At 67.4% G+C, this 24,574-nt stretch carries 20 protein-coding genes; 12 read left to right on the top strand and 8 right to left on the bottom strand.

Features of this window, described 5'->3' with window-relative positions; genetic code table 11:
- The first annotated feature begins 14 nt into the window (after positions 1 to 14).
- The 8 genes from ACWPOC_RS10980 (at position 15) to ACWPOC_RS10945 (ending at position 9,620) form a co-directional block, all read left to right on the top strand.
- On the top strand, positions 15 to 968 hold the full coding sequence (locus tag ACWPOC_RS10980) for an ABC transporter permease (protein ID WP_277370383.1): 954 nt from the start codon (positions 15 to 17) through the stop codon (positions 966 to 968).
- Positions 965 to 1,867 carry an ABC transporter permease gene (locus tag ACWPOC_RS10975; protein WP_277370382.1) on the top strand — a complete coding sequence of 301 codons (903 nt, stop codon included), beginning with the start codon at positions 965 to 967 and terminating at the stop codon, positions 1,865 to 1,867. The genes ACWPOC_RS10980 and ACWPOC_RS10975 overlap by 4 nt, the downstream gene beginning before the upstream one ends.
- Positions 1,868 to 1,913: 46 nt before the next feature.
- Complete coding sequence (locus ACWPOC_RS10970) at positions 1,914 to 3,494, top strand: ABC transporter substrate-binding protein (protein WP_455408621.1); 1,581 nt, start codon at positions 1,914 to 1,916, stop codon at positions 3,492 to 3,494.
- Positions 3,495 to 3,531: 37 nt separating this feature from the next.
- Positions 3,532 to 4,545, top strand: coding sequence for an ABC transporter ATP-binding protein (locus ACWPOC_RS10965; protein ID WP_455408620.1), 1,014 nt, complete (start codon positions 3,532 to 3,534; stop codon positions 4,543 to 4,545).
- A complete protein-coding gene (locus ACWPOC_RS10960) occupies positions 4,535 to 5,572 on the top strand; it encodes an ABC transporter ATP-binding protein (RefSeq protein ID WP_120280474.1) in 1,038 nt (345 codons plus the stop codon). The genes ACWPOC_RS10965 and ACWPOC_RS10960 overlap by 11 nt, the downstream gene beginning before the upstream one ends.
- A gap of 19 nt (positions 5,573 to 5,591) precedes the next feature.
- Positions 5,592 to 6,428: an SDR family NAD(P)-dependent oxidoreductase gene (locus ACWPOC_RS10955; RefSeq protein ID WP_120280473.1), complete on the top strand. Its 837-nt coding sequence runs from the start codon at positions 5,592 to 5,594 to the stop codon at positions 6,426 to 6,428.
- 77 nt (positions 6,429 to 6,505) lie between these two features.
- Positions 6,506 to 8,077, top strand: a complete 1,572-nt coding sequence (locus tag ACWPOC_RS10950) for an ABC transporter substrate-binding protein (RefSeq protein ID WP_120280472.1) — start codon at positions 6,506 to 6,508, stop codon at positions 8,075 to 8,077.
- Between the two features lie 103 nt (positions 8,078 to 8,180).
- A complete protein-coding gene (locus ACWPOC_RS10945) occupies positions 8,181 to 9,620 on the top strand; it encodes an MFS transporter (protein ID WP_455408619.1) in 1,440 nt (479 codons plus the stop codon).
- Between the two features lie 28 nt (positions 9,621 to 9,648).
- On the opposite strand, the gene ACWPOC_RS10940 is transcribed toward ACWPOC_RS10945, so the two are convergent.
- From ACWPOC_RS10940 to ACWPOC_RS10920, 5 genes are all read right to left on the bottom strand, one after another.
- Positions 9,649 to 10,935: an MFS transporter gene (locus ACWPOC_RS10940; RefSeq protein ID WP_455408733.1), complete on the bottom strand. Its 1,287-nt coding sequence runs from the start codon at positions 10,933 to 10,935 to the stop codon at positions 9,649 to 9,651.
- A gap of 176 nt (positions 10,936 to 11,111) precedes the next feature.
- Positions 11,112 to 11,405 carry a DUF3263 domain-containing protein gene (locus ACWPOC_RS10935; protein ID WP_120280469.1) on the bottom strand — a complete coding sequence of 98 codons (294 nt, stop codon included), beginning with the start codon at positions 11,403 to 11,405 and terminating at the stop codon, positions 11,112 to 11,114.
- 29 nt (positions 11,406 to 11,434) lie between these two features.
- Positions 11,435 to 12,868 (bottom strand): FadD3 family acyl-CoA ligase, encoded by a 1,434-nt coding sequence (locus tag ACWPOC_RS10930; RefSeq protein ID WP_120280468.1) that lies wholly within the window; start codon positions 12,866 to 12,868, stop codon positions 11,435 to 11,437.
- Positions 12,865 to 14,046 (bottom strand): amidohydrolase family protein, encoded by a 1,182-nt coding sequence (locus ACWPOC_RS10925; RefSeq protein WP_120280467.1) that lies wholly within the window; start codon positions 14,044 to 14,046, stop codon positions 12,865 to 12,867. Before ACWPOC_RS10925 ends, ACWPOC_RS10930 begins: the two co-directional genes overlap by 4 nt.
- A 35-nt stretch (positions 14,047 to 14,081) precedes the next feature.
- Entirely contained in the window at positions 14,082 to 15,623 is a 1,542-nt protein-coding gene (locus ACWPOC_RS10920; protein WP_120280466.1) for an AMP-binding protein, read from the bottom strand.
- A gap of 135 nt (positions 15,624 to 15,758) precedes the next feature.
- Here ACWPOC_RS10920 and ACWPOC_RS10915 point away from each other — a divergent pair, with 135 nt between their 5' ends.
- The 3 genes from ACWPOC_RS10915 (at position 15,759) to ACWPOC_RS10905 (ending at position 19,138) form a co-directional block, all read left to right on the top strand.
- On the top strand, positions 15,759 to 16,496 hold the full coding sequence (locus tag ACWPOC_RS10915; protein WP_120280465.1) for an enoyl-CoA hydratase/isomerase family protein: 738 nt from the start codon (positions 15,759 to 15,761) through the stop codon (positions 16,494 to 16,496).
- A gap of 224 nt (positions 16,497 to 16,720) precedes the next feature.
- Complete coding sequence (locus ACWPOC_RS10910) at positions 16,721 to 18,055, top strand: cytochrome P450 (protein ID WP_455408618.1); 1,335 nt, start codon at positions 16,721 to 16,723, stop codon at positions 18,053 to 18,055.
- Between the two features lie 360 nt (positions 18,056 to 18,415).
- A complete protein-coding gene (locus tag ACWPOC_RS10905) occupies positions 18,416 to 19,138 on the top strand; it encodes a M23 family metallopeptidase (protein ID WP_060650268.1) in 723 nt (240 codons plus the stop codon).
- Positions 19,139 to 19,224: 86 nt separating this feature from the next.
- Here the strand turns inward: ACWPOC_RS10905 and ACWPOC_RS10900 are convergent, their stop codons facing one another.
- A complete protein-coding gene (locus ACWPOC_RS10900; protein WP_455408617.1) occupies positions 19,225 to 21,195 on the bottom strand; it encodes a M13 family metallopeptidase in 1,971 nt (656 codons plus the stop codon).
- Positions 21,196 to 21,307: 112 nt separating this feature from the next.
- Between ACWPOC_RS10900 and ACWPOC_RS10895 the strand changes: the two genes are divergently transcribed.
- Positions 21,308 to 22,513 carry a serine hydrolase domain-containing protein gene (locus ACWPOC_RS10895; protein ID WP_120280461.1) on the top strand — a complete coding sequence of 402 codons (1,206 nt, stop codon included), beginning with the start codon at positions 21,308 to 21,310 and terminating at the stop codon, positions 22,511 to 22,513.
- Here ACWPOC_RS10895 and ACWPOC_RS10890 read toward each other — a convergent pair whose 3' ends face one another.
- Entirely contained in the window at positions 22,514 to 23,470 is a 957-nt protein-coding gene (locus tag ACWPOC_RS10890) for a protocatechuate dioxygenase (protein ID WP_455408616.1), read from the bottom strand.
- A 91-nt stretch (positions 23,471 to 23,561) separates the two neighbouring features.
- Positions 23,562 to 24,485: a PaaI family thioesterase gene (locus ACWPOC_RS10885; RefSeq protein ID WP_120280460.1), complete on the bottom strand. Its 924-nt coding sequence runs from the start codon at positions 24,483 to 24,485 to the stop codon at positions 23,562 to 23,564.
- Between the last annotated feature and the right edge of the window lie 89 nt (positions 24,486 to 24,574).

Raw genomic sequence — 24,574 nt, 5'->3', positions numbered from 1 at the left:
GAAAGTTGAGTCGGATGTTTCTCACAGTTTCGAAGAAGGTGGGCCGCAGCCTGCTGGTGGTCCTGCTGGTGACCATCGCGGTCGTCGGCCTGCTCGGTCTCGCGCCCGGCTCCGTCGCCCAGGTCATCCTGGGGGAGAACGCAACTCCCCAGGCGGTCGCCGAACTGAACGCCAAGCTCGGTCTCGACGCGCCTTTCTGGAGCCAGTACTTCGGGTGGCTGTCCGACGCGGTCCGGGGCGATCTCGGAACCTCGCCGCTGACGGGTCAATCCGTGAGCGAGGCCATCGCCGAACGGCTGCCGGTCACGCTCCAGCTCGCCGCGATGGGGCTGCTGATCGCACTGGTGGTCGCACTCGTCATGGGTGTGATCTCCGCGTCCCGCCCGGGTAGCGCCGTCGACCGCGGCATGAACGCCCTGTCGGCCGTCTTCCTCTCGGTGCCCGCCTTCATCGCCGGCCCCGTCCTGATCTACTTCCTCGCGATCAAGCTCCAGATCTTCCCGGTGATGGGCTGGTCCCGGATCGGCGAAGGTCTCGGCGACAACTTGCGCAGCGCGATGCTCCCGGCGCTCGCCATCGCTCTCACCGAGATCGCGGCCTTCCACCGCCTGCTCCGTACCGACCTCATCGGCACACTCCGTGAGGATTTCATCGCCGCGGCCCGGGCCAAGGGGATGCCCTCCTGGTACGTGATGTTCCGGCACGCACTGCGGCCCTCGTCGTTCTCCCTCATCACCGTCGCCGGTATCAACCTCGGCCGTCTCATCGGTGGCACGGTGATCGTCGAGACCCTGTTCGGCCTCCCGGGTCTGGGTCAGCTCGTCGCCTCCTCGATCACCTCCCGCGACGTGATCATGGTGCAGGGGGTCGTGGTCTTCATCGCCGTCGTCTACGTGGGCATCAACACCCTCGTCGACCTCAGCTACCAAGTCATCGACCCGCGGGTCAGGAAGGTGGTCGGAGCATGACGCAGGTCGCGCTCGAGAAGAAGGACGACGCACAGCGGGTCGAGTCGGCCACGCAGGATCTGCCGAAGGTACCCGCGGCCAAGAAGACCCGCTCGGTGCTGGTTTACCTGTCGATCGTGTGGCTGGTGCTCATCATCGGTGCCGCGATCTTCGCAAGCGTGCTTCCGCTGGCGCCGTACAGCGTTCCGGTCGGGCCACCGCGGACGCCCCCGAACCTCGATTCCCTCGACACTCTCCTGGGAACCGACACCCTCGGCAGGTCGATCCTGTCCCGCGTCGTCTACGGCGCCCAGGTCTCCCTCGTCATCGGCGCCGTCGCCGGTCTCGTCGGCTTCCTGATCGGATCGTTCTTCGGCATGATCGCCGGCTACTTCGGCAAGCGCGTCGACGCCGTGATCTCGCTGCTGGCCGACGCGATGCTCGCCTTCCCGCCGCTGATCCTGCTCCTGGCCCTCGCCTCGATCCTCACCCCGAGCGTGCGGACCATCCTCTTCGGTCTCGGCCTGCTGGCGATCCCGTCGTTCATCCGCCTGTCGCGAGCGAACACCCTCGCCTGGTCGTCGCGTGAATTCGTCAGGGCCGCGAAGAACATGGGTGCCGGCAGCGGACGGATCCTGTTCCGGGAGATCATGCCCAACGTCCTTGCGCCCCTCGCGTCGTACATGCCCATCGTGATCGCGGCGCTCATCGTCGCGGAGGGATCGTTGAGCTTCCTCGGCCTGGGTATCCCGCCGCCGCAGCCCAGCTGGGGCGGAATGATCAACGACGGCAAGGACGCCATCGCCACGTCGCCGCACCTGGTGTTCGTTCCGGCGCTCGTCATCTTCTTCACGGTGTTCGCCCTCAATCAGGTCGGTGACCACCTTCGCACCAAGTACGACCGCACGCTCCACGACTGAGATTCGAAAACCCCTCGTGCTCAGAATTTCCGATGAAAGGTCGACCATGATTGGACGTAGAAGAATGTTCGCGGCGGTCGCCGTGGCCTGTTCCGCCGTACTGGTCCTCGGGGCCTGTGGATCGGGCGGTTCCGACACCGCCTCGGCCCAGGACACCGCGGCGGTCGGCGATCCCGTGGCGGGTGGTTCCGCCACCATCCTCCAGGCCGGTGAACCCCGTTCGCTCGATCCGGCCGCGCTGTCCAATACCTGGGCTCATCAGCCGGTGCTGGGCAACGCTCTCTACGGCGAGCTGATGATCACGAACAACGACACCTTCGACGTCGAATACCGCATGGCGACGGACTTCTCGACCGAGGACAACGGGAAGACCTTCACGCTCACGCTGCGACCCGACCTGAAGTTCAGCGACAGCACGCCGCTCGACGCCGCCGCGGTGAAGTTCAACTGGGACCGTCTCAAGGATCCCGCGCTCGCCTCGACGACGATCCGTCAGGCCGTCCAGATCGAGTCCACCGAAGTCGTCGACCCGGCCACCCTGCGCGTGACGATGGTCGAACCCAATCCGCAGTTCGCCCAGGCCATCGTGGCCGGTGCGCTGAACTGGATCGCATCGCCGGCCGCCCTCGAGCAGGGGCAGCAGGCGTTCGACGAGAACCCGATCGGCGCGGGACCGTTCACCCTCGTCAGCTGGACCCGGCAGGATGCGGTCGAACTCGAGAAGAACGAATCCTACTGGGACACACCGAAGCCCTACCTCGACCGCCTCACCATCCGGACGGTCGCCGACTACAACCAGCGGATCAACGCCGCATCGACCGGTGCAGCCGACCTGTCCATGGAGTCGAGCTGGACCAGCCTCAACCGTGCCGAGGGCGCCGGCCTGGCCACCCAGGTGACCGAGACCGGCGGTGGGCAGTTCGTCGCGATGAACTTCCGCAGGGCTCCTTTCGACGACGAGCGCGCACGCCGCGCCGTGTCGCTCGCGGTCGACCTCGACGCGCTGAACACCGTGGTCTACAACGGCGAGGGCGAGGTACCCCACACGCTGTTCCCGGAGAGCTCGCCGTACTACTCCGACATCAAGCTCTCGGAGACGAATGCCGAGGAAGCACAGAAGCTGTTCGACGAACTCGCGGCCGAAGGCAAGCCCGTCTCGTTCACCTACCTGTCGTACCCCACCACCGAGAGCCGCTCGCTCGGTGAGGCGATCCAGGCCCAACTGGCCGCCTTCGACAACGTGGACATGAAGGTCGAGGTGCTCGACTTCCCGACGCTCACGGCACGGAACGGCGCGCGTGACTTCGACATGGTCATCTCGTCGTCCATCACGCAGGACCCCGACTTCCCGCTGTCGATCGCGTTCGACTCCACGTCCACCGGCAACTTCACCGGTGTCAACGATCCCGAGCTCGACGCAGCTCTCGAGCGTGGCCGGTTCGGTGCGACCGTCGAGGAACGCAAGGAAGCGTACGACGTCGTCCAGCAGCGCCTCGCCGATCAGGTGGTGGGTCTGTGGTACGTCCGGGCCACCCCCTCGGTCGCCTACTCGAAGGATCTGCAGGGCGTGCAGCTCTACACCCTCGGATCGCCGATCCCGGCCGAGTTCTGGCTCAGCAACAACTAGCCGATACAGCCGACAAGACGGAAGGGGCCGGCTCGCCGTGACCACTCAGCCGATTCTCGAAGTGAGAAATCTCCGTGCCTACATCGGCACGCCGCGAGGCACCGTCCGCGCAGTGGACGACGTGTCGCTCGATCTGGACTCCGGACAGGCGCTGGGTATCGTCGGCGAGTCGGGCTCCGGAAAGTCGGTGATGGCCCGGGCCATCATGGGGCTCATGCCGCCCCGCTCGGGACGATCCGGATCGGTGACCTTCCAGGGCCGCGACCTGTTGGCCCTGACCAAGAAGGAGAAGCGCGAGATCTGGGGCAAACAGATCGCGATGGTCTTCCAGGATCCGGGCCGGTCGCTCAACCCGGTCGTCCGGGTCGAGCGACAGCTCACCGAGGGGATGCGCAAGCACCTCGGCGTCAGCAGGTCCGAGGCACACACCCGGGCGCTGAAGCTCCTCGAGGAGGTGGGCGTCCCCGACCCGGAACGGCGCCTCCGCAATTATCCCCACGAGATGTCCGGTGGCATGCGCCAGCGCGTGATGATCGCGATCGCGCTGGCGTGCGAACCGGATCTGCTCATCGCCGACGAACCGACCACCGCCCTGGACGTGACGATCCAGCGTCAGATCCTCGACCTGCTGCGGCGCGTCCAACGCGACCGGGGCATGTCGATGATGCTCATCAGTCACGACCTCGCGGTGGTCGCGGGTCGCACCGACCGGGTGTCGGTGATGTACGCCGGACGGCTCGCGGAGGTCGGTTCCACCCGTGAGGTGTTCGAGCAGCCGATGCACCGCTACACCCACGCACTGCTCGGGGCGACCCCGACGATCGACCACGTGCGGCATGCGCCGTTGCGGGTGATCGGCGGGTCGCTGCCCGACCCGACGTCGCCACCGGACGGTTGCCGGTTCGCGCCGCGCTGCAACCACGCGTCGGACGAATGCCACACCACACCGCCCCCGCTCGAGTCGGTGGGCGTCGATCATCACGTTGCGTGTCTGAGCCCGGTGACCGTTCCGGTCGGGGCCGTTTCCGGAGGTGAATCCCATGGCCGGTAGTGGCGCCACTCATCTGCGCGGCGACGAGGCCCTGCTCAGTGTGCAGGACCTGGTGGTCGAATATCCCACCGACAACGGCACGGTGCAGGCCGTCTCGAAGATCAGCTTCGACATCCTCCCCGGCGAAACCCTCGGCATCGTGGGCGAATCCGGGTGCGGAAAGTCGACCACCGGTCGTGCGGTGCTGCGCCTGGACCGCATCACCTCCGGCCGTATCCGGTTCGGCGACGAGTGGATCGAGGAGGCGAGCGAGAAGCGCATGCGCTCCCTCCGGCGCGACATGCAGATGATCTTCCAGGACCCGGTCGCCTCGCTCAATCCGCGCCGGTCGGTCGCCGACATCGTCGTCGAGGGCCTGACGGTCGCGAAGACACCTGCGAAGGAACGGGCGACGACATCGGTGTCGGTCCTGGAACAGGTCGGCCTGCCCGGCGAACGTTTCGCCGGCATGCTGCCTCGTCAGCTCTCGGGTGGTCAGGCACAGCGCGTCGCCATCGCGCGAGCGCTCGCCCTGAATCCCCGCCTGCTCATCTGCGACGAACCGGTCTCGGCGCTCGACGTGTCGGTGCAGGCTCAGATCCTCAACCTGATCGAGGAACTCAAGGCGGAGTTCGACCTCACCGTCGTGTTCATCGCCCACGATCTCGGTGTGGTGCGCACGGTGAGCGACAAGGTCATGGTCATGTACCTGGGCAAGGTCTGCGAATTCGGTGACTCCATCGAGATGTACGACGACCCCGCGCATCCCTACACGCGCGCGCTGCTCGATTCGGTGCCGCTGACCGACCCGGAGAAGGGTTTCGCCGGACCGCCTCTGGCCGGCGATGTGCCGTCGCCACTGGCACCTCCCACGGGCTGCCGGTTCCGCACCCGCTGCCCGATGGCCCAGGACCGTTGTGCCGAAGAGGAACCCGAGATGCGTGAGGTCCGTCCGGGCCAGTACGCGGCCTGCCATTTCCCGCTCCCGTCCGTGACCGGACGCGATCTTCCCGAACCCGCCGCCGTCGGTGCCGGTACGGACGCCTGACCGACAAAAGGATCATTCCATGACCGATTCTGCAGAGTTCGCCGATCGATACGGCCCGTGGGTGCTGATCCTCGGGGCATCGGAGGGGGTGGGAGCAGAGTTCGCGCGGACGTTCGCGGCGCGCGGGTCGAACGTCGTCCTGCTCTCCCGCCGCCCCGAGGCGCTCGAGGAGGTCGCCACCGAGATCAGTTCGCACGGCGACGTGGAGACGAGGATCCTGGCGGTCGACCTGTCCGCTCCCGACGCCATGGACGTCATCGCGGAGGGTACGGCCGATCTCGAGATCGGCACCGTCGTGTACTGCGCGGGCGCAGATCCGAATTTCCAGCCCTTCCTGGACAATCCGGTCGAGACCGCCGTCGGACTCGTCCAGCGCAACTGCATCACGAACATGCGTGTGTGTCATCACTTCGCACACGGCATGGTCGAGCGGGGAAAGGGAGCACTGATCCTCATGTCGTCCGCCGCCGGTCTGCGCGGTGGGGCGAACATGGTGGCCTACGGTGCCTCCAAGGCGTTCGACATGGTGATGGCCGAAGGGCTGTGGTCCGAGCTGAAGCCTCACGGCGTCGACGTCCTGTCCCTCGTGGTGGGCCGCACCGACACCCCGGCCCTGCGTCGACTCCTCTTCGCCCGCGGAGCGATCGACAGCCTCGACGCCGACGTTCCCGGCCTCGCGACGCCCGCATCCGTCGTCGCCGAGGCGCTCGACAATCTGGCCGACGGGCCGACCCATCTCGTCGGGGAACAACTGCAACAGGCGTGGCGGGACATGACATCCATGACACGCAGTGAAGCGGTCCGGGAAGCCGCCGCCCGCCAGGCCTCCTTCGCCGCGACCGCACGTTCCTCCTGATCTTCTTTCTCGGCCCTGCAGTGCCTGTGTGCTGCAGGGCCGGTCCGTATCCGGGTTCGGTGTTCGAAAGGTGACGCATGTTCGGAAAGAGACATCTCGCCAAGGGATTCGCGGCGGCCTGCGCCGGCGTTCTCCTGCTGTCCGGTTGCGGCGGTGGCGACACCGCAGACGCGAATGAGACCACAGCGGCCGGCGATCCCGTCGCGGGCGGTGAACTCGTCGCACTCCAGCTGAGCGAGCCCCGCACCCTCGACCCGGGAGGGCTGTCCAATACCTGGGCCCACCACCCGATCGTGGGCAACGCGTTGTACGGGACGTTGATGACCAACGACCCGACGACGCTCGAGGTCGAGTACGGACTCGCCACGGGGTTCACGACCGACGACGGAGGTCGCACCTTCACCCTCACGTTGCGACCGGACGTGACCTTCACCGACGGAACACCTTTCGACGCGGCTGCGGTCGAGTTCAACTGGAGGCGCATCGCCGACCCGGCGACCGGCTCGAGCGGCATCCGGCAGGCCGCGCAGATCACCGGTTACGAGGTGGTCGATCCCGGAACCCTGACGATCACACTCGCCGAACCCAATCCGCACTTCGCGCAGGGCGTGATCGCCAACGCGCTCAACTGGATCGCCTCTCCCACCGCACTGCAGAAGGGACAGGCCGAGTTCGACGCGAATCCCGTAGGTGCCGGACCGTTCACGTTGGTGAACTGGACCCGTCAGGCCGAGATGACCTTCGAGAAGAACCCGGACTACTGGGATGCCCCGAAGCCGTATCTCGACCGGCTGGTCGTGCGCGGTGTCTCGGACGGGCCCCAGCGGATCAACGCTGTCACGACCGGGGCCGCGGACCTCTCGTTGGAGGCGAACTGGTCGAATCTCGCCAAGGCGGACGCCGCCGGACTGCAGACCGTGGTGACCGAGGTCGGTGGCGGCCAGACCCTCGCCCTGAACCTCCGACGCGCACCCTTCGACGACGAACGTGCACGACGTGCGGTGGCTCTGGCGCTCGATCTCGACGGTCTCAACAGCGTGGTCTACAACGGCGACGGTGTCGTGCCGACCTCGCTGTTCGCCGAGGGTTCACCGCTCTACACGGACGTGGAGTGGCCGACGGCGAACGCCGAGGAGGCCCAGAAGTTGTTCGACGAACTCGCGGCCGAGGGCAAGCCCGTCTCCTTCACCTTCCTGTCGTACCCGACGACCGACACGCGAACCACGGGCGAGACCATCCAGGCACAGCTGAGCGCCTTCGACAATGTCGACGTGCAGGTCGAGGTGCTCGACTACGCGCAGGCCACGGCCCGATCGAACGCCCGCGACTTCGACATGATGGTGTCCTCCGCCGCCGTGCAGGATCCCGACTACACACTGTGGACGGCATTCCACAGCAGGTCGCCGGGCAACTTCACCGGTGTTGCGGATCCCGAACTCGACGCGGCACTCGATCGGGGTCGTCTCTCGGAGTCGACGGACGAACGCAAGGACGTCTACGCGGAGGCCGAGCAGCGGATCGTCGAGCTCACTCCGGCGATCTTCTACATCGCCGCGGCGCCCTCGCTGATGGCCTCACCCGAAGTGCAGGGCATCGAGATGTACACCCTCGGATCGCTTCGCCCCGAGGAGATCTGGATCGAGGACTGATGTCGGTTCGGCTCCCGGGGCGCGACCCCGGGGGCCGAACCCGAGGCCGATACAGAGGGCAACGGCGCGCGCGCCGTGAACGTTCGAACGAGGAGACGCCGGAGTGGACGGAACATCGACGACAGGTTTCGCCGGTCGCACGATCTGGGTACTGGTGTTCGCCGGCATCGTCACCACGGTGATGTCGACCCTCGTCATCCCGCTGCTCGGTGAACTGCCCGCCCTGCTCGGGACCAGCCCGTCCAATGCGTCCTGGGTGGTCACGGTGACCCTGCTCGCAGGTGCCGTCGCGACGCCCGTCACGGGACGCCTGGGCGACATGTACGGCGCGCGCCGGATGCTGCTGGTGTGCACGATCCCGCTCATCGTCGGGTCGTTCCTGTGTGCACTGTCGTCGTCCCTGGCACCCATGCTCGTCGGCCGTGCCCTCCAGGGCGCGGGCTTCGGGATCGTGCCCCTCGGCATCAGTGCGTTGCGTTCCCTCGTGCCACCGGCGCGTCTCGGCTCGGCCATCGCCCTGATGAGTTCGTCCCTGGGGATCGGGGGAGCACTCGGCCTGCCGCTCGCAGCAGCCGTCGTCCAGTACACGAACTGGCGGATGCTGTTCTGGGGAGCAGGTCTCGCCAGTGTGCTCGTCGCGGTGCTCATCGCCTGGCTGGTGCGGGACACCCCGGTGCCGGCGGAGGCGGGTCGATTCGACCTCGTCGGCACCCTCGGGCTCTCGGTCGCGCTGGTCGCCGGGTTGCTAGCGATATCCAAAGGCGGCGACTGGGGTTGGACCGGTGCGACGATCCCGATCCTGTTCGCGGTCTCGATCGTCGCGTTCGTGGTGTGGGGCCGGTGGGAACTGAGGGCTTCGGCACCACTCGTCGATCTTCGGGTCTCGAAGGGGAACCGGGTCCTCGTCACCAACATCGTCGCGACCCTGATCGGTTTCTCGATGTACTTCCAGGCGCTGCTGGTTCCCCAGATCCTGATGCTGCCCACGGAGACGGGATACGGACTGGGACAGTCCATGGTGGCCATGGGCTTGTGGTGCGCGCCGGCCGGTCTGCTCATGATGGCGATCTCCCCGCTGGGGGCACGGCTGACGACCCTGCGCGGCCCCCGCACGACCCTGTTCGCGGGCTGTCTGATGATCGCCGCGGCCTATGCCTCCACGGGACTCCTCATGAGGTCGCCGTGGGGGCTCATGGCGCTCACCTGCTGCGTCGCGGCCGGAATCGGACTGGCATACGGGGCCATCCCCACCTTGATCATGGGAGCGGTTCCGCCGACGCAGATCTCGTCCGCCAACAGTGTCAACACCCTGCTTCGTTCGGTCGGAGGCACGGCGTCGGCCGCGGTCGCGGGGGTCGTGCTGGCGCAAACGACCGTCGCCTTCCGAGGAACACCGATCCCGTCCGAAGGAGGACTCCTCACCGGCATGCTGATCGGGGCGGCGTCCGCACTGCTGGCCGCCGCGGTGACCCTGGCCATCCGACGTGTCCGACCCGCAGACCGGGTCGATACAGAAGCTGCGCCGGCCGCCTCCCGGCCGTGATCGGACCCGGCCGGGAGGCGGGAGAGCGTCAGTGATGGGAGAGAGCGGTGGGGTGTGCTTCGTTGTCGATACCCGGGATGCCGCGTCCACGCAGCGATGCACCCGCGGTCTCCGCCACGAAGTAGAGGGCGACGAGGCCGACTGCGCATGCGCCCATCATGTAGAAGGCGGGCATGAGGGCGTTGCCGGTCCGCTCGACGAGCCATTCGTTGATCGCGGGAGCCGTACCGCCGAAGATCGAGGTGGACACGTTGTACGAGATCGCGAACCCGGCGAACCGGACCTGAGTGGGGAACATCGCGGGGAAGGTCGCCGAGATCGTCGACAGCTGCATCACGTACAGCAGGCCGAGCACGGTGAATCCCAGGATGGCCCAGCCGAAGCCCACCGACATCAACATGTACATCGGCACGGCGAGAACGAACAGACCTGCCAGCGACGCCGCCCAGAGGGGCTTGCGCCCGATCCGGTCCGACAACGCCCCGGAGAACGGGATGACCGCCATCATCGCGAGCTGACCGATCAAGACCAGGATCAGTGCCGAGGTGGTCGTCAGACCGATCCGATCCTCGAGATAGGTCGGCATGTAGCTCAGCAACGTGTAGTTGCAGACGTTCAGCGCGATGACCAGACCCATCATCTTGACGATCGGCCGCCAGTACCGGGTGATCAGGTCTTTGAACTCGGCGCCGATGCTGGCCTCCTCCTGGTGCGCCTCCTCGAGTTCCTTGAAGACCGGTGTCTCGTCGAGTTTCGAACGGAGGTAGAGGCCCACCAGTGCGAGCGGGCCGGCGACGAAGAACGGCAGTCGCCAGCCCCAGGTCGCCATGAAGGCGTCGGTGGACAGCAGATCGATCATCAGGACGAGGAACGCACCGACGGAGAAACCGCCCAGCGTGCCGAACTCGAGGAAGCTGCCGTAGAAACCACGCTTGCGGTCGGGGGAGTACTCGGCCATGAAGGTCGCCGCGCCGCCGTACTCACCGCCGGTGGAGAAGCCCTGGATCATGCGCAACAGCACGAGCAGCAGCGGCGCCCAGAACCCGATCGATTCGTACGAGGGGACAGCGCCGAGCAGCACCGTCGAACCACCCATCAGCAGGATGGTGAGCGCCAGGATCTGACGACGACCCAGCCGGTCGCCGAGCGGACCCCACACGAAACCGCCCAGCGGCCGCATGATGAAGGAGACTGCGAAGACGCCCAGCGTGAGCAGTGTCGCGGATTCGAGATCGCCGGGAAAGAACGAATCGGCGATGTAGGTGGCGGTGTAGGCGTAGACGCCGTAATCGAACCACTCGGTGAAATTGCCCATGGCCGACGCGCCGATGGCGCGCCGTACCGTCTCCGGCCGCTCTTCGTGAGCGTCCGGTGTCGGGTCGACGGAACCGTTCTCCACGATTGCCCCCTCCGATCGAGCTCGGTGCCTCGGCGGATACCCGAGGCGGAGGAGGACGAAACCGATTCCCGTGAAGTTCCTCGAAGCCGTGGTCAGGCGGACAGTCTGCTGAGGGGATGCGCCGACGAGACGTACCGTGCCCGGTCACGTCGGTCCGCCGCGGCGGCGAGGTCGACGGTGTCGAGCCGCTCGTCGCAGATGCGCACGAGTTGCTCGAGGATGTGTGGTTCCAACTGGTTCCACCGGTGCTTGGTCAGCAGGCCGCGGAGGCGGTGGAAGTAGTTCTCGGGGGTGATCCCGAAGGTGACCCAGATGTCCTCGTCGGGCCCACCGTTCCAGTGCCGCCACTTCACGGCGAAAGCGATCATCGCAGCTTCGTCCGACATGCCGGAACTCCTGTCTGATGGGGGATGTGTCAATGGAGTAGTTCTTTGACGACCTTGCCGGTCGCGTTGAGGGGGAGCGCGTCGATGTACTCGACGACACGCGGAACCTTGAATCCCGCCATGCGTGTGCGGCTCCAGGCGATGAGGTCCTCGGCGGGGACGGGATCGGACGAGACGACGAACGCCTTGCCCACCTGGCCGAGCCGGTCGTCGGGAATCCCGATCACGGCCACCTGGTCGACGGCCGGGTGTTCGAGCAGGAAACCTTCGATCTCGGCGGGATAGGCGTTGAAGCCGCCGACGACGAACATGTCCTTCTTGCGTCCGATGATCCGGAGGTGGCCGTCGGCGTCGATCTCGCCGAGATCACCCGTGTGGAGCCACCCTTCGGCATCGACGGCTGCGGCGGTGGCCTCCGGATCGTCGAGATAACCCTGCATCACGTTGTATCCGCGGATGAGCACCTCGCTGTCGTCGGCGATGCTCACTTCCACACCGTCACAGGGTTTTCCGACGGTCGTGGCGATCTGTTCGAAGGTATCGCCGCGGCGGGAGGCCGTCGCGGTGCCGGCCTCGCTCAGACCGTATCCCGTCATGATCGTCTCGAAGGGCAGTTCGTTCCGGATCCGCCGGATCAGATCGACCGGGATGTCGGCCGATCCGGTCACGGCCGCGCGCAGCGACGACAGGTCGTGCGTCCGGTCCTGCTGCGCTGCGAGGAGCGAGTGGTAGAGCGTGGGAGGTCCGGGCAGCATGGTCACATGTTCTCGCTCGATCAGGTCGAGGACGGTGTCCGTCTCGAAGACCGGGACGGGAATCATCGTGGCGCCGCGGATGAACGACGCGACGAGACCGGCCTTGTAGCCGAACATGTGGAAGAACGGGTTGACGAGCAGATAGCGGTCGCCGCGTCGCAGATCGGCCAGATCGCACCACTCGGAGAACATCCGGAGGGTCTGCAGGTGGTTCATCATCACGCCCTTGGGGCGTCCGGTGGTGCCCGAGGTGTACATGATGTCGGCAATGTCCTCACCGGCCACCTCGCGGACGAAAGGCCTTCCGCTGTCGAGGAAACCGGAGGCGATGTCGATCCGGTGGACACCGGCCGGCACCGCGTACTCCTGGTCGAGGAAGCCGTCCTGCACGAGGGTCAGCTTCGCTCCGCTGCGCCGGATGATGTCGCCCGCCTCGTCCTCGCGGTAGCGGGTGTTCACCGGGACGAGCACACCACCCGCGGTGAGCAGGCCGAAGGCCGCGACGATCCACGCGGCGGAGTTGGGGGCCCAGATCGCCACCCGATCACCCTTGCCGACACCTGCGTCGGCGAATGCCCCGGCGGCGCGGCGAATTCGATCGGTGAGATCGGTGAAGGAGATCCGGAGGTCCCCGTCGACGACCGCTTCGGCATCACCGAAGCGGTCGCCGGCGCTGAGGACCATCTCGGGGATGGTCCGCCAGTTCATACCTTGAGGAGCCGCGCGAGATTTCCGCCCATGACCAGCTTCTGGTCCTCGAAGGGCAGGTGCTGGATGTGATCGATGTAGGTGGTCGGCTCGGCCAGGCCCTCGGGGTGCGGGTAGTCGGAACCGAACAGCACGCGCTCGGCGCCGATGAGGGCGGTGAGCTTGCTGAAATCCTCTTCCCAGAAGGGGCTGACGTGGATGCTCTTCTTGATGGCGGCGACCGGGTCCTGCATGCCGAAGCCCTCGGGTGCCTTCTTGTAGACGTCGGCGAGGGTCTGGAGGACGTGCGGGAGCCAGGACGCGCCGTTCTCGATCACCGCGATCCGCAGCTCCGGGAAACGGAAGAGAGCTCCGTGGCACACCCACGACGCCACCGCGTCCTGGATGGGCCGCCACTCGCTGACCATGCGGAAGGCGTTGGTGACGAAGGGAAGCATCTCCTCGCCGGTGCCGTCCCACTCCTGGTTGTAGCGGGCGTAACCGCTGTCGGAGGAGTGCTGGGTGACCAGCACGTCCAGCTCGACGACGCGCTTCCAGAACGGGTCGAACTCGGGGAGCGCGAACGAGCGCGGTCCCTTGTAGCCGGGGACCGGTGCCGGGCGCACGAGGATGGCCTTCGCGCCGCGCTCGACGCACCACTCCAACTCCTCGATCGCCTTCTCGACGATGGGGAGGCTGATGACGGGAACGGTGAAGATGCGGTCCTTGTAGTTGAATCCCCAGGTCTCGTACAGCCACTGGTTGAGCGAGTGGACGACCGCGTGGATCAGCTCGGGGTTGTCGCGCATGCGCTCCTCGACGAGGCTGGCCAGCGTCGGGAACATCAGGGTGCGGTCGATCTGGAGCTCGTCCATGAGCTCGAGGCGCGCGGCGGGATCGCGGAAGGCCGGGATCGACTTCATCGGCTTTCCGAAGATCTCCCGCTTGCTCTTGCCTTCGGGATTGCCGTTCTTGAAGTAGTCCTCCATCGCACCCGGGCGGGCGACGACCTCGAAGGTCGGGTTGGGGATGTACTCACTGATCTGGCCACGTATCGCGATCTTCGTGCGGCCGTCGACCTGCACGTACTTGATGGCGCCCTTGTACTTGTCCGGGAGGAACTTGGTGAGAGCTTCCTCGGTCTCGTACAGGTGGTTGTCCGCATCGAACAACGGGTACGGCAATTCTTTCGCGGGCATCGAATCCTCCTTCTCCTGTTGAGAGAATACTATTCTCATAGTTGGGCGGTCGCAATATCCTGACGCACGCGGAACTTCTGGATCTTGCCGCTGGCCGTGCGTGGGAAGTCGTCGACGCGGTGCAGCTCCTCGGGCCACTTCTGCTTGGCGATGCCCGCCTGCAGGAAGTGCGCGCGCACGTCGTCGAGCGTCGGCATCGGGTGACCAGGGCGCAGGCGCAGGACCGCGGCGGCGTGTTCACCGAGACGTTCGTCCGGCGCCGACACCACGGCTGCCTCGGCGACCGCGGGCAGCGTCAGCAGGACCTCCTCGACCTCGAGGGCGCTGATGTTCTCCCCGCCCCGGATGATGAAATCGGCCTTGCGGTCGGTGATGGTGAGGAAGCCGTCCTCGTCGACCACCGCGACGTCCCCGGTGTGGTACCAGCCCTCCTCGTCGAAGGCCCGGGCGGTGAGTTCGGGGTCGGTGTAGCCCATGCACAGATCCGGACCACGGCTGAGGATCTCTCCGTCCTCCCCGATGCGGACCTCCACGCCGGGACACACGCTGCCGTCGGTGAACAGACGCTTGTCCACCGGATCGGTGACGAGCGAGCTCGTGATCGACGGGTGCTCGGTGCTGCCGTAGGCGCGGAACACCGTGATGCCGAGATCGTCGAGACGACGGGTGACCGCGGCGGGCACGGTCGACCCACCCAGGCCGGCGTACTTCATGTACTGCAGGTGCCGGTCCGGATCGAAGTTCGGGTGGTCGAGCAGGCTGGTGATGAAATAGGTTGCACCACCGCCGATCACGAGTCCGTCGCTCTCCATCAGTTCGATCGCGCGCGCCGGATCCCAGACGTCGAGCAGGTTGATGGGGGTGTGGTCGAGGATCGGGATGAGGAAGGCGTTGACCATGCCGATGAAGTGACCCACCGGCGCCCCCGTGAGTTGTGAGCCGCGGTCGTCGGGGTAGCGCTCGGAGAGCTGCCTCGTCTCGAAGCCGAGCGTCCGGTGCGTGTGGATCACGCCCTTCGGATCGCTCGTGGTGCCGGAGGTGAACGCCAGCAGTGCCGGCTGCGAGGGATCGACGGGAAGTACGCCCTCGAAGGGTTCGTCGTCGAGCAGGTCGTCGAAGTCGCGTCCCACGACACCGACGACAGGGATGTCGGCGCACAGTTCGGGCCGGTACTCGGTGTATCCGAACTTCTCGGCACACACGAACACCTTGGGAGCGGACTCGCGCAGGATGTACCCGAGTTCCTTGGGACCGTAGAAGTGGACGATCGGCACGACGGTCGCGCCCAGGAAGGACGAGGCCCAGAAGACGGCCGCGGCCTCCATCCAGTTGGGGAGCTGAAAGGCCACCACGTCGCCGGGGCCGACCCCACGGCGGTGCAGGCCGGCTGCGAGGCGCCGCGCGACGTGCTCGACCTCGCTCACGGTGCCCGACCACGGTCGGATGGTCGAGTGGATGCGGAACTCGGTGTCGGGTGCGGCCTTCAGGCCGCGCGCCAGCATGTCGCCGATCGTCTCGCGAGTCCACCACCCTTCGCTCTCGTAGCGTTCGACCAGTTCGGAGGGGATCTGCCGCATCTGAAAGCTCCAGTGTCCGGGATGGCGTCACGCCGCCGTTCGTCGCGGCGCGACCGGTTCGGACCGGCCTTGGCCGGATGTGGAGATGGTATTCTCCGAAAAGTAGAATTCCAATATCAGTTCGGAGAGCAGACCATGGTGGAGCTGGAGCTCGACGACGGACTCGCCGTCGTCACCATCGATCGCCCGCACGCGCGCAACGCCATCGCCCCCGAGACGATGGACCAGCTCGAGAAGGTGCTCGACGAGGCCGAGCAGGCGCAGGCGCGTGCCCTGGTGATCCGTGGTGGTGGCGACCGCGCCTTCGTCTCCGGCGGCGACCTGAAGGAACTCGCCAAGCTCCGCACCCACGAGCAGGCCGCCGACATGGCCCGGCAGATGCGCGCCGTGTGCGACCGGATCGCAGGTTTCCCGGCGCCCGTCGTCGCCGCGCTCAACGGTCACGCACTCGGCGGTGGTGCCGAGGTGGCCGTCGCCGCCGATATCCGCATCGCCGCGGACGACATCAAGATCGGCTTCAATCAGGTGTCGCTGGCGATCATGCCCGCGTGGGGCGGTGCCGAACGGCTGGCCTCGCTGGTCGGACGCGGGCGTGCCCTCATGCTCGCCGGGACCGGCGACATCCTGCGAGCCGAGGAGGCCGAACGCATCGGCCTCGTCGACAAGGTGATCCCGCGGGAGACCTTCGACGAAGGGTGGCGCACTCTCGGCCGCGCCCTCGCCAATCCGTCCTCCGCGTCGATCAAGCATGTCGTGAACGGCGCGAGTCCGGAGGAAGCGGTCGACGCGTTCGCGCGGTTGTGGATCGGCGATGCGCACTGGGAAGCGGCCGACAAGGTGCTCTCGCGCGGCAAGCAGGCGCGCGGAAAATAGGGCACAGGGAAACCAGGACGGGTAGTTGTCACTGCAGCGCCGAACGTTTGCGCGCCCTGAAGACAGTTGCATGCCGTCCGAAGGCGTGCTTCTGTCCGCGGACCGTGCACGCCTGCTCGTTCCAGGGTTGCGGTGATCTCCCCCTGCGGGTCCGGACGGACGTTTGGATGCACTCTCGGCGGGAAGCCTGCATAGGTCCTGTCCCCCCGACGCCGGGAGCACCTGTGCCTGCATCGACCGCGACCGTTTCGCCCACCGACGCCGCTCGACTCCTCGGACAGGTGGCCGTGCCGTTCGTGGCGGTGGGACCGATCGCTCGTCGGCGCTGGGCGATGAAGCTGCTCGAGAAGAACCAGTCCGATGCCGGCGTGGTCCGCCTGGTCGCCGATCTGCGCAAGCGTCATGGTGACGGACCGGTCGTCGTGCCGATCCCCGGTCGCGCCCTCGCGATCGTCCTGACGCCCGAGGACGTGGACCGGATCCTGCGCACCGACACGGCGTCGTTCACTGCGGCCAACAAGGAGAAGGTGGCCGCCCTCAGTCCGTTCCAGCCCAACGGGGTGCTCATCTCCCGAGGGGACATCCGCGCCCAGCGACGCGCGTTCAACGAGTCGGTCCTCGAACCGGAACACGCCCTGCACCGTCTCGCGTCCGAGTGGGTTCCCGTGATCGAGCAGGAGGCGCAGGGCCTGCTCGAGCACGCGAGGTCGCGCGGTGAACTCGACGCTCCCGCTTTCGTGAAGACCTGGTGGCGGCTCGTCCGGCGACTCGCGTTCGGTGACGCCGCCCGCGACGACGAGAGCATCACCGACCAGCTGTGGACACTGCGCTCGAACGGGAACTGGTCGTTCGCGCATCCGCTCCGGCACCGCCTGCGCGACCGCTTCACCCAGAACCTGCACCGTCATGTCACGGCGGCTCCGGCCGAGAGTCTGGCCGGGGTGGTCCGGGACCTTGCGGCGCCGGCGTCCGTCGACCCGATCGGACAGATGCCGCACTGGTTGTTCGCGTTCGACGCCGCGGGCATGGTCGGCGCCCGAACCCTGGCGGTGTTGTCGACCCATTCCGAGCAGCGCCTGCGCGTCGAGTCGGAACTGTCGGGGACCGAGGCCGGGACACCGCAGGTCTACGAGTACCTGCGGGCCTGCGTGCTGGACACGACCCGGCTGTGGCCCACCACTCCGGTGATCCTCCGGGACTCCGTGGAGGAGACCACGTGGAGCGACGGTGCGGGTGGTACCTCGACGATTCCCGCCGGTACGGGCTTCGTGATCCTGTCCTCGGCCTTCCACCGCGCCGACGACCTGCCGTTCGCCGACACCTTCGAACCCGAGATCTGGCTCGACGGTCGCGCCGAGCGCTATCCCGCGCTCGTGCCGTTCAGCGCCGGACCGACGGTGTGCCCTGGGCGCAGCATCGTGCTGTTCGCGGCGAGCACCTTCCTCGCGACACTGCTCCGGTCCGCCGAGTTCACCGTGGTGTCGGATGTGAAGCCGGATCCGGCGCGTCCGTTGCCCGCGACGTTCGACAATTTCGGTCTGCGTTTCGCGGTGCGGTAGGGCCCCTTCGGCTGGGGCCGCGATACCGCCTCATTACCCCATCGGAGAGCAGTTCCCCGTTATCCGATGGCGTGACGTCACTCACTGTTTACCCTGGTTTTGCGTCCAACGCGTGAGGTCGATGGTGTCGATGTGAATCGAGTAAGGCAAATCGGGCGTCTTTTGTCCGATACCGGTCGGTTTGGAGTCAAGGCGACACGCTGAGGTCGTCAAAGGTAGAAGTACTCTGTGATGGAATCGTGACCCTTTCGTTACCGAGGGCCTGTCCCAGAGGAAACTGCTGTGATCCGAAATCCTGAATCCACCCACACCCGAGAAGCCACCGATCTGCGGCGGCGCGCAACCCGCGCCGGCAGGTGGATGGCAGTCGCGGTCCTCGCGAGCGCCGTCACCGTCGGCGGAACGACGGTCGCGAACGCCGCAGGCGACCGGGTCCGCGTCGAGTCCGCCACCGCATGGACGGGCGCCGGGGAGAACCTCTCGACCGCACCGCAGGTGCTGAAGGTCGCCGGTGTCGACGCATCGCACTACACCGAGAAGCTGAACCGCGCCGCCGAGCGGGAAGCACAGCGTGTCGCCGAGGCGATCGCTGCCCAGGAGGCAGCACAGCGTGCCGAGGCCGAGCGGATCGCCCGTGAGGCCGCCGAGCAGGCCGCCCGCGAGGAGGCTGCGCGTCGCCCCGCACTCGCCTTCCCCGCTGCAGGAACGCTGACGTCCGGCTTCGGCCCGCGTTGGGGCACCAACCACAACGGTATCGACGTCGCCAACTCGATCGGCACGCCCATCGTCTCCGTCACCGACGGCGTCGTGATCGAATCCGGTCCGGCCTCGGGCTTCGGCCTGTGGGTGCGCATCGCGCAGGACGACGGCACGACCGGCGTCTACGGCCACATCGATCAGTCCCTCGTCTCGGTCGGCCAGCACGTCCGCGCCGGCGAGCAGATCGCCACGATGGGCAACCGCGGCCAGTCCACCGGACCGCACCTGCACTACGAGGTGTGGCAGCCGGGCGGCGCCAAGGTCGACCCCATCCCGTGGTTCCACGCGCGCGGCGTTCCGGTGCCGAGCTCGCACCTCGGCTGATCCGGTAGGCGACAGCCCGGGAACGAAACCTGAAAACGACCACTGCCCCGACGCATTCCGCGTCGGGGCAGTGGTCGTGCGTGGAGCTACCAGATACGCACGCGCTCCGAAGGTTCGAGATACAGCCCGTCGCCCTCGCTGACCTCGAACGCGTCGTAGAACGCGTCGATGTTGCGGATCACGCCGTTGCAGCGGAACTCCGGCGGCGAGTGCGGGTCGACGGCGAGGCGTCGTGACGCCTCTTCGTCACGAACCTTCGTACGCCACACCTGCGCCCACCCGAAGAACACGCGCTGCAGCCCGGTCAGGCCGTCGATGACGGGCGCGGGCTTGCCGTCGAGCGCGATCTCGTAGGCCTTCAACGCGATCGACAGACCACCGAGATCACCGATGTTCTCGCCGATCGTGAAGCTGCCGTTGACGCGCTGTCCGGGAAGGGCTTTCGGCTCGAACTCGTCGTACTGCGCGATGAGTGCGGCGGTGCGCTTGCCGAATTCCTCGCGGTCCGAATCGGTCCACCAGTTCTCCAGATTGCCGTCGCCGTCGTACTTCGCGCCCTGGTCGTCGAAACCGTGGCCGATCTCGTGCCCGATGACCGCGCCGATACCGCCGTAGTTCGCGGCGTCGTCGGCATGCAGGTCGAAGAACGGAGGCTGGAGAATCGCGGCGGGGAAGACGATCTCGTTCATCCCCGGGTTGTAGTAGGCGTTGACCGTCTGCGGCGTCATGAACCACTCGCCGCGATCGACCGGACCACCGAGCTTGCCGAGATCGCGGTCGTACTCCGCGGCGTACCCGCTGCGGTAGTTGCCCACCACGTCGTCCGCGGTGATCGTCACGGCGGAGTAGTCGCGCCAGGTGTCGGGATAGCCGACCTTGGGCGTGAACTTCTCGAGCTTGCGCAGCGCGGCCTCGCGCGTGGCCGGGCTCATCCATTCGAGGTCGGTGATGGACTGCCGGTACGCCTCGGTGAGATTGTCGACGAGCACCTGCATACGCGTCTTCGCCTCGGCGGGGAAGTGCCGTTCGACGTAGAGCTTGCCGACGGCCTCGCCGAGCAGATCCTGCACGAGCGACACGCCGCGCTTCCAGCGATCGCGGATCTCCTGCGTACCGGTGAGCGTGCGGCCGTAGAAGGCGAAGTTCTCGTCGACGAACGCCTCGGACAGATACGGAGCCCGCGCGCGCAGCACCCGCCACACCGCCCAGGCCTTCCAGTCGTCGAGGTCCTCGTCGGCCCACAGCGTCGCGAACGTCTCGAGGAAGCTCGGCTGACGGACCACGATCTCCGCCCACTGTTCGGTGGTCGCCCCGGTCGCGGTGATCCATCCGGTCCAATCGAACTGCGGAAGATCGGTGAGCAGCGAGTCGAGGGTGAGCAGGTTGTAACTCAGGTCGGCGTCGCGACGCTTGACGACGTCCCAGTGCCCGGCGGCCAGCTTCGTCTCGAGCGCGACCACCTTCGCCGCGTCGTAGGGCAGGTCGGCGAGGGCGAACATCCGCCCGATGTGGGCGGTGTACTGGCCGCGGATCTCGGCGTAGCGGTCCTCGCGGTAGTACGACTCGTCGGGCAGCCCGAGCCCGCCCTGCGAGACATGCATGAGATACCGCTCGGAGTTCTTCGAATCGGTGTCGACGTAGTGGGCGAGCGCGCCCGTCACGCCGGCGCGCTGCAACCGGCCCAGCACCGCCGCGAGCGCGGCGCGGTCGGCAGCTCCCGAGACCGCCCCGAGTTCCTCGCGGATCGGATCGAGACCGGCGGCCTCGATCGTCGCGGTGTCCATGAACGAGGTGTACAGCTCGCCGATCTTCTGGGCGTCGGTGCCCGCCTCGGCGCCGGAGGCCGCGGCCTCTTCGATGATGGTCCGCACGTCGACCTCGGCCTTGTCGGCGAGCGTGCGGAAGGCTCCGTCGAGCGCGCGGTCGGCGGGGATCTCGTGTTCGGCGAGCCATCGGCCGTTCACGTGTTCGAAGAGGTCGTCCTGGGGGCGGACCCGTTCGTCGACGTGTCCGAGATCGATGCCGGAGCGAATCTCCGAGTTCTGCGCGAGGGTCATGCTCCCCATCCTTACACCGGATGGGCAGGTCGTGCAGTCACCCGCGGACCGGACCGCCGTGGAAGTGGGAGAACACCCTCGGGAGCGTTTACATACTCCTAACATCGCCCTCATGACCGAAGGTTCCACGACGGAGCCGCCCGCGGCGACCCCGTCGACACAGATGCTGGTCGATCCCCGCTTCATGCCTGTCGCGGATCTGTTCTTCCGGATGTTCTACAAGCCGGGCCAGGGCGGCGGTGCTCTCGCCTGCTACCTGCACGGCGAACCCGTCCTCGACATCTGGGCGGGCTGGGCCGCACGCGACAAGCGATGGACCCGCGACACCGTCGTGCTGTCGTTCTCCACCGGCAAGGGGGTGGCCAGCACGGTGGTGCACCGCCTCGCCGAGCGCGGCCTGCTCGACTACGACGCGGCCGTGGCCGAGTACTGGCCGGAGTTCGCCGCGGCCGGCAAAGAGACCATCACCCTGCGGCAGCTCATGTCGCACCGCGCCGGACTGCACAAATCGCGCGGTCTCGTGCCGGGTCGGGAGGGGCTGCTCGACTCCGAGGCGGTGGCCGCCGCGCTCGCCGCCTCCCCAGCCGATCCGCGACGCTTCCACGGGCCGGGTTATCACGCCGTCACCTACGGCAACCTGGTCGCCGAGGTCGCCTCACGCGTGACCGGGGCGCCCTTCCAGGAACTCGTGCGCACCGAGATCGCCGAGCCGCTCGGCACGGACGAGTTCTGGTACCACGTGCCCGAGGACCAGCGGCACCGCATCGCCCGGGTGTTCCCCAAGGTCAACTTCCTGCCGGCACCGTGGACGACGGCGTCGGCGGTGCTGTCGCGCGCGCCGGGCGTGCGGGGTCTCGCCGAGGCAGGCATGGCGGAGGGCTTCGACGAGTTGATGCGCAGTCCGTCCGCGCACGACGCCGTCATGCCGGGATGGAACGGTGTGTTCACCGCTCGGGCCCTGGCCCGCATGTACGCGGCGATCGCGAACGGCGGAGCGATCGACGGTGCCCGCCTGTTGAAGGAGGACACCGTCGACCAGTTGCTCGAAGTGCAGACCCGGCGACGCGACTACGTCCTCGGCATCCGGCCCAACTGGCGGCTGGGTTACCACCCCGGATGGGTCGCCCTGAGGCAGCAGCCGCTGCGGTCGGTCGGCCACTACGGCTTCGGCGGTTCGGGAGCGTTCGCCGACCCGGAGACCGGACTGTCGGTCGCGTTCGTCACCAACCGCATGGGCAACACCTTCACCACGATCTCCGACGGCCGGTTCCCGAGGCTCGGCGCCGCGGCGGTGACGGCCGCGCGCCGAGCAGGGTGATCAGACGTCGACACCCGCGTTGACCGCGGCGAGGACCCGGTCGCCCTGACGTGCGGTGACCGTCGTCCCCGTCGGGTCGTGGATCGAGTCGGTGTCGTTGCGAGTGTCGCGGCCGCTGTGCTCGGTGTACGGCTCGACCGTCGAGAAGATCTCGTCGGTGAGCGCGTCGTCGAAGTACAGCTGCGTGGTGAGCACCGTCGACCGGTCGATGTGCACCTTCAGGTGGATATGCACGGTGCGGCCGCGATACCAGCCGGGATAGATGGTGTCGAAGAAGACGATGCCGTCGGCGTTCGTCACCTGCGCGCCGCGCAGGTAGGTGCCGTCGTCGGTGGTCGTGGCCTCCACGTCCCCCGAGCTGTACGAGCCGTCGGACGTCTCGCCACCGCCCGGTGCTCCGGGCGCCCCGGGAGGTGGGCCCATCCCGGCGGACGGCTGCATGCCTTCCGGTGGTGTCATCCCCTCGGGTGGGCGCCCACCGGCCGGCGGAACCGGGCCACCCGGGAAGGCCGTGCCCGATTCGAAGCCCGAGTACTCGCCCCCGGCGTCGCAGTGCCAGATCTCGACGACGGCGTTCGAGACCGGAGCCGCGGACCCACCGAGGTCGCAGTTCGCGAGATCCTGCACCCGTATCGCCAGTGTGAGGGGAAGGCCGGGCCGGTCCTCGACGATGTCGCGGCGGATGGAGTCGACGTCGAACCAGTACGGTCCCTGCGTCACCTCGGCGCTCATCACGCAGCTCGGTGCGTCGTCGAGCATCGCGACGAGCTGCGCGTCGATGCCGGTCGCGGTGGGTGTCGCGGTGGTCGCCGCCGATGCGGTGCCGGTCGTCGCGGTGGTCGATTCGTTCGTGCCGCACGCCGCCGCGATCAGCCCACCCAGGCCGATCGTCCCGCCGAGCGCCAACGCCCGTCGGCGGCTGACACGTCTGCGGCTCGCCTCGACGTCCTCGTTCATGATCTCTCCTCCGTGCGTCCTCGTTCCGACCATCGTGCGTCCGGACGCTCGAGGCACGGTGCGAGAAAGCTGGGAGATTCCTGCGAATCCGTTACGCGCGGGGGAACAGCTGGACGTTGGCGTGCGCGCGCACGTAGACGGTGCCGTCGGCGGCGCACAGCGTCGTCTCGAAGGACGCGAGTCGCCGTCCGGCCCGCACCGATGCGGACCGCAGTTCGATGACCGGCCCGGGGACGGCAGGCGAGCGGAGATAGTCGAGGCCGATCTCCAACACGCGATAGTCCTGATCGATGCCGGTCAGCGTCTGCGCGGCCAGGCCGGTGACGGCCTCCGCCATCGACACGAGCACACCGCCCTGCACCGAACCGATCACGTTGGCCATCCACTCGCGCGGCGACAGACGGGCCTGCACGACGCCGCGCTCGGCGGCCGTCACCTCGAGTCCGAGCAGACCGGCGAGCGGTCCCCGCGGAAGAGTTCCGGTGGAGATGCCCGTGACGATGTCGAGGCCGGGCAGTTCGGCCAGGATCGCCGCATCCGACCACGGTTCCGGATCGTCCCGCTCAGGTGCGGTCTCCGGTTCTTCCGTGCCGAGATCCATCGGCGTACGCCCGACGACGATGGATCGGCCGACCAGGTGCGCGACGAGAGCACCCTGCTCGTCGCGCACGTCGGTGCCCGACACGGCGGTGGACTCGTCGAAGAACAGGCTGCTGCCGTGACCGACGAGGGTCCCCGAGATGGGGAAGGGGTGGGCGAGCGTCGCCGTCACGTGCGACAACACGCTCTGCGGTCGCTCACCGGTCTCCGCGAACCGCGCGATGCCGGCGGGTGCGCCCGCGGCAACGTCGGTGAAGACGCCGATGGAGGCGAGCGTGGTCTGCCCGCGGTGGTCGAACAGGTGCGATCCGACGGACTGGGTGACCGAGACCGACGCGTCGTCGGCGACCTCGATGCCGACGCCCATGAAACGACCCGGACGGTCGACGGTGAACTGTGCGGTCTCGATTGCCATTCCTTGCTTCTACCAGGAACAGTGCAGCGAGGAGCAGTCGGGGAGCGGTTCGCCCCGATTCGCGGTCGCCCCTCGGCTCAGCTCCGTGA

Source organism: Rhodococcus sp. 5G237, from assembly GCF_053764735.1.
This window is presented reverse-complemented; position numbering and strand designations above follow the sequence as displayed.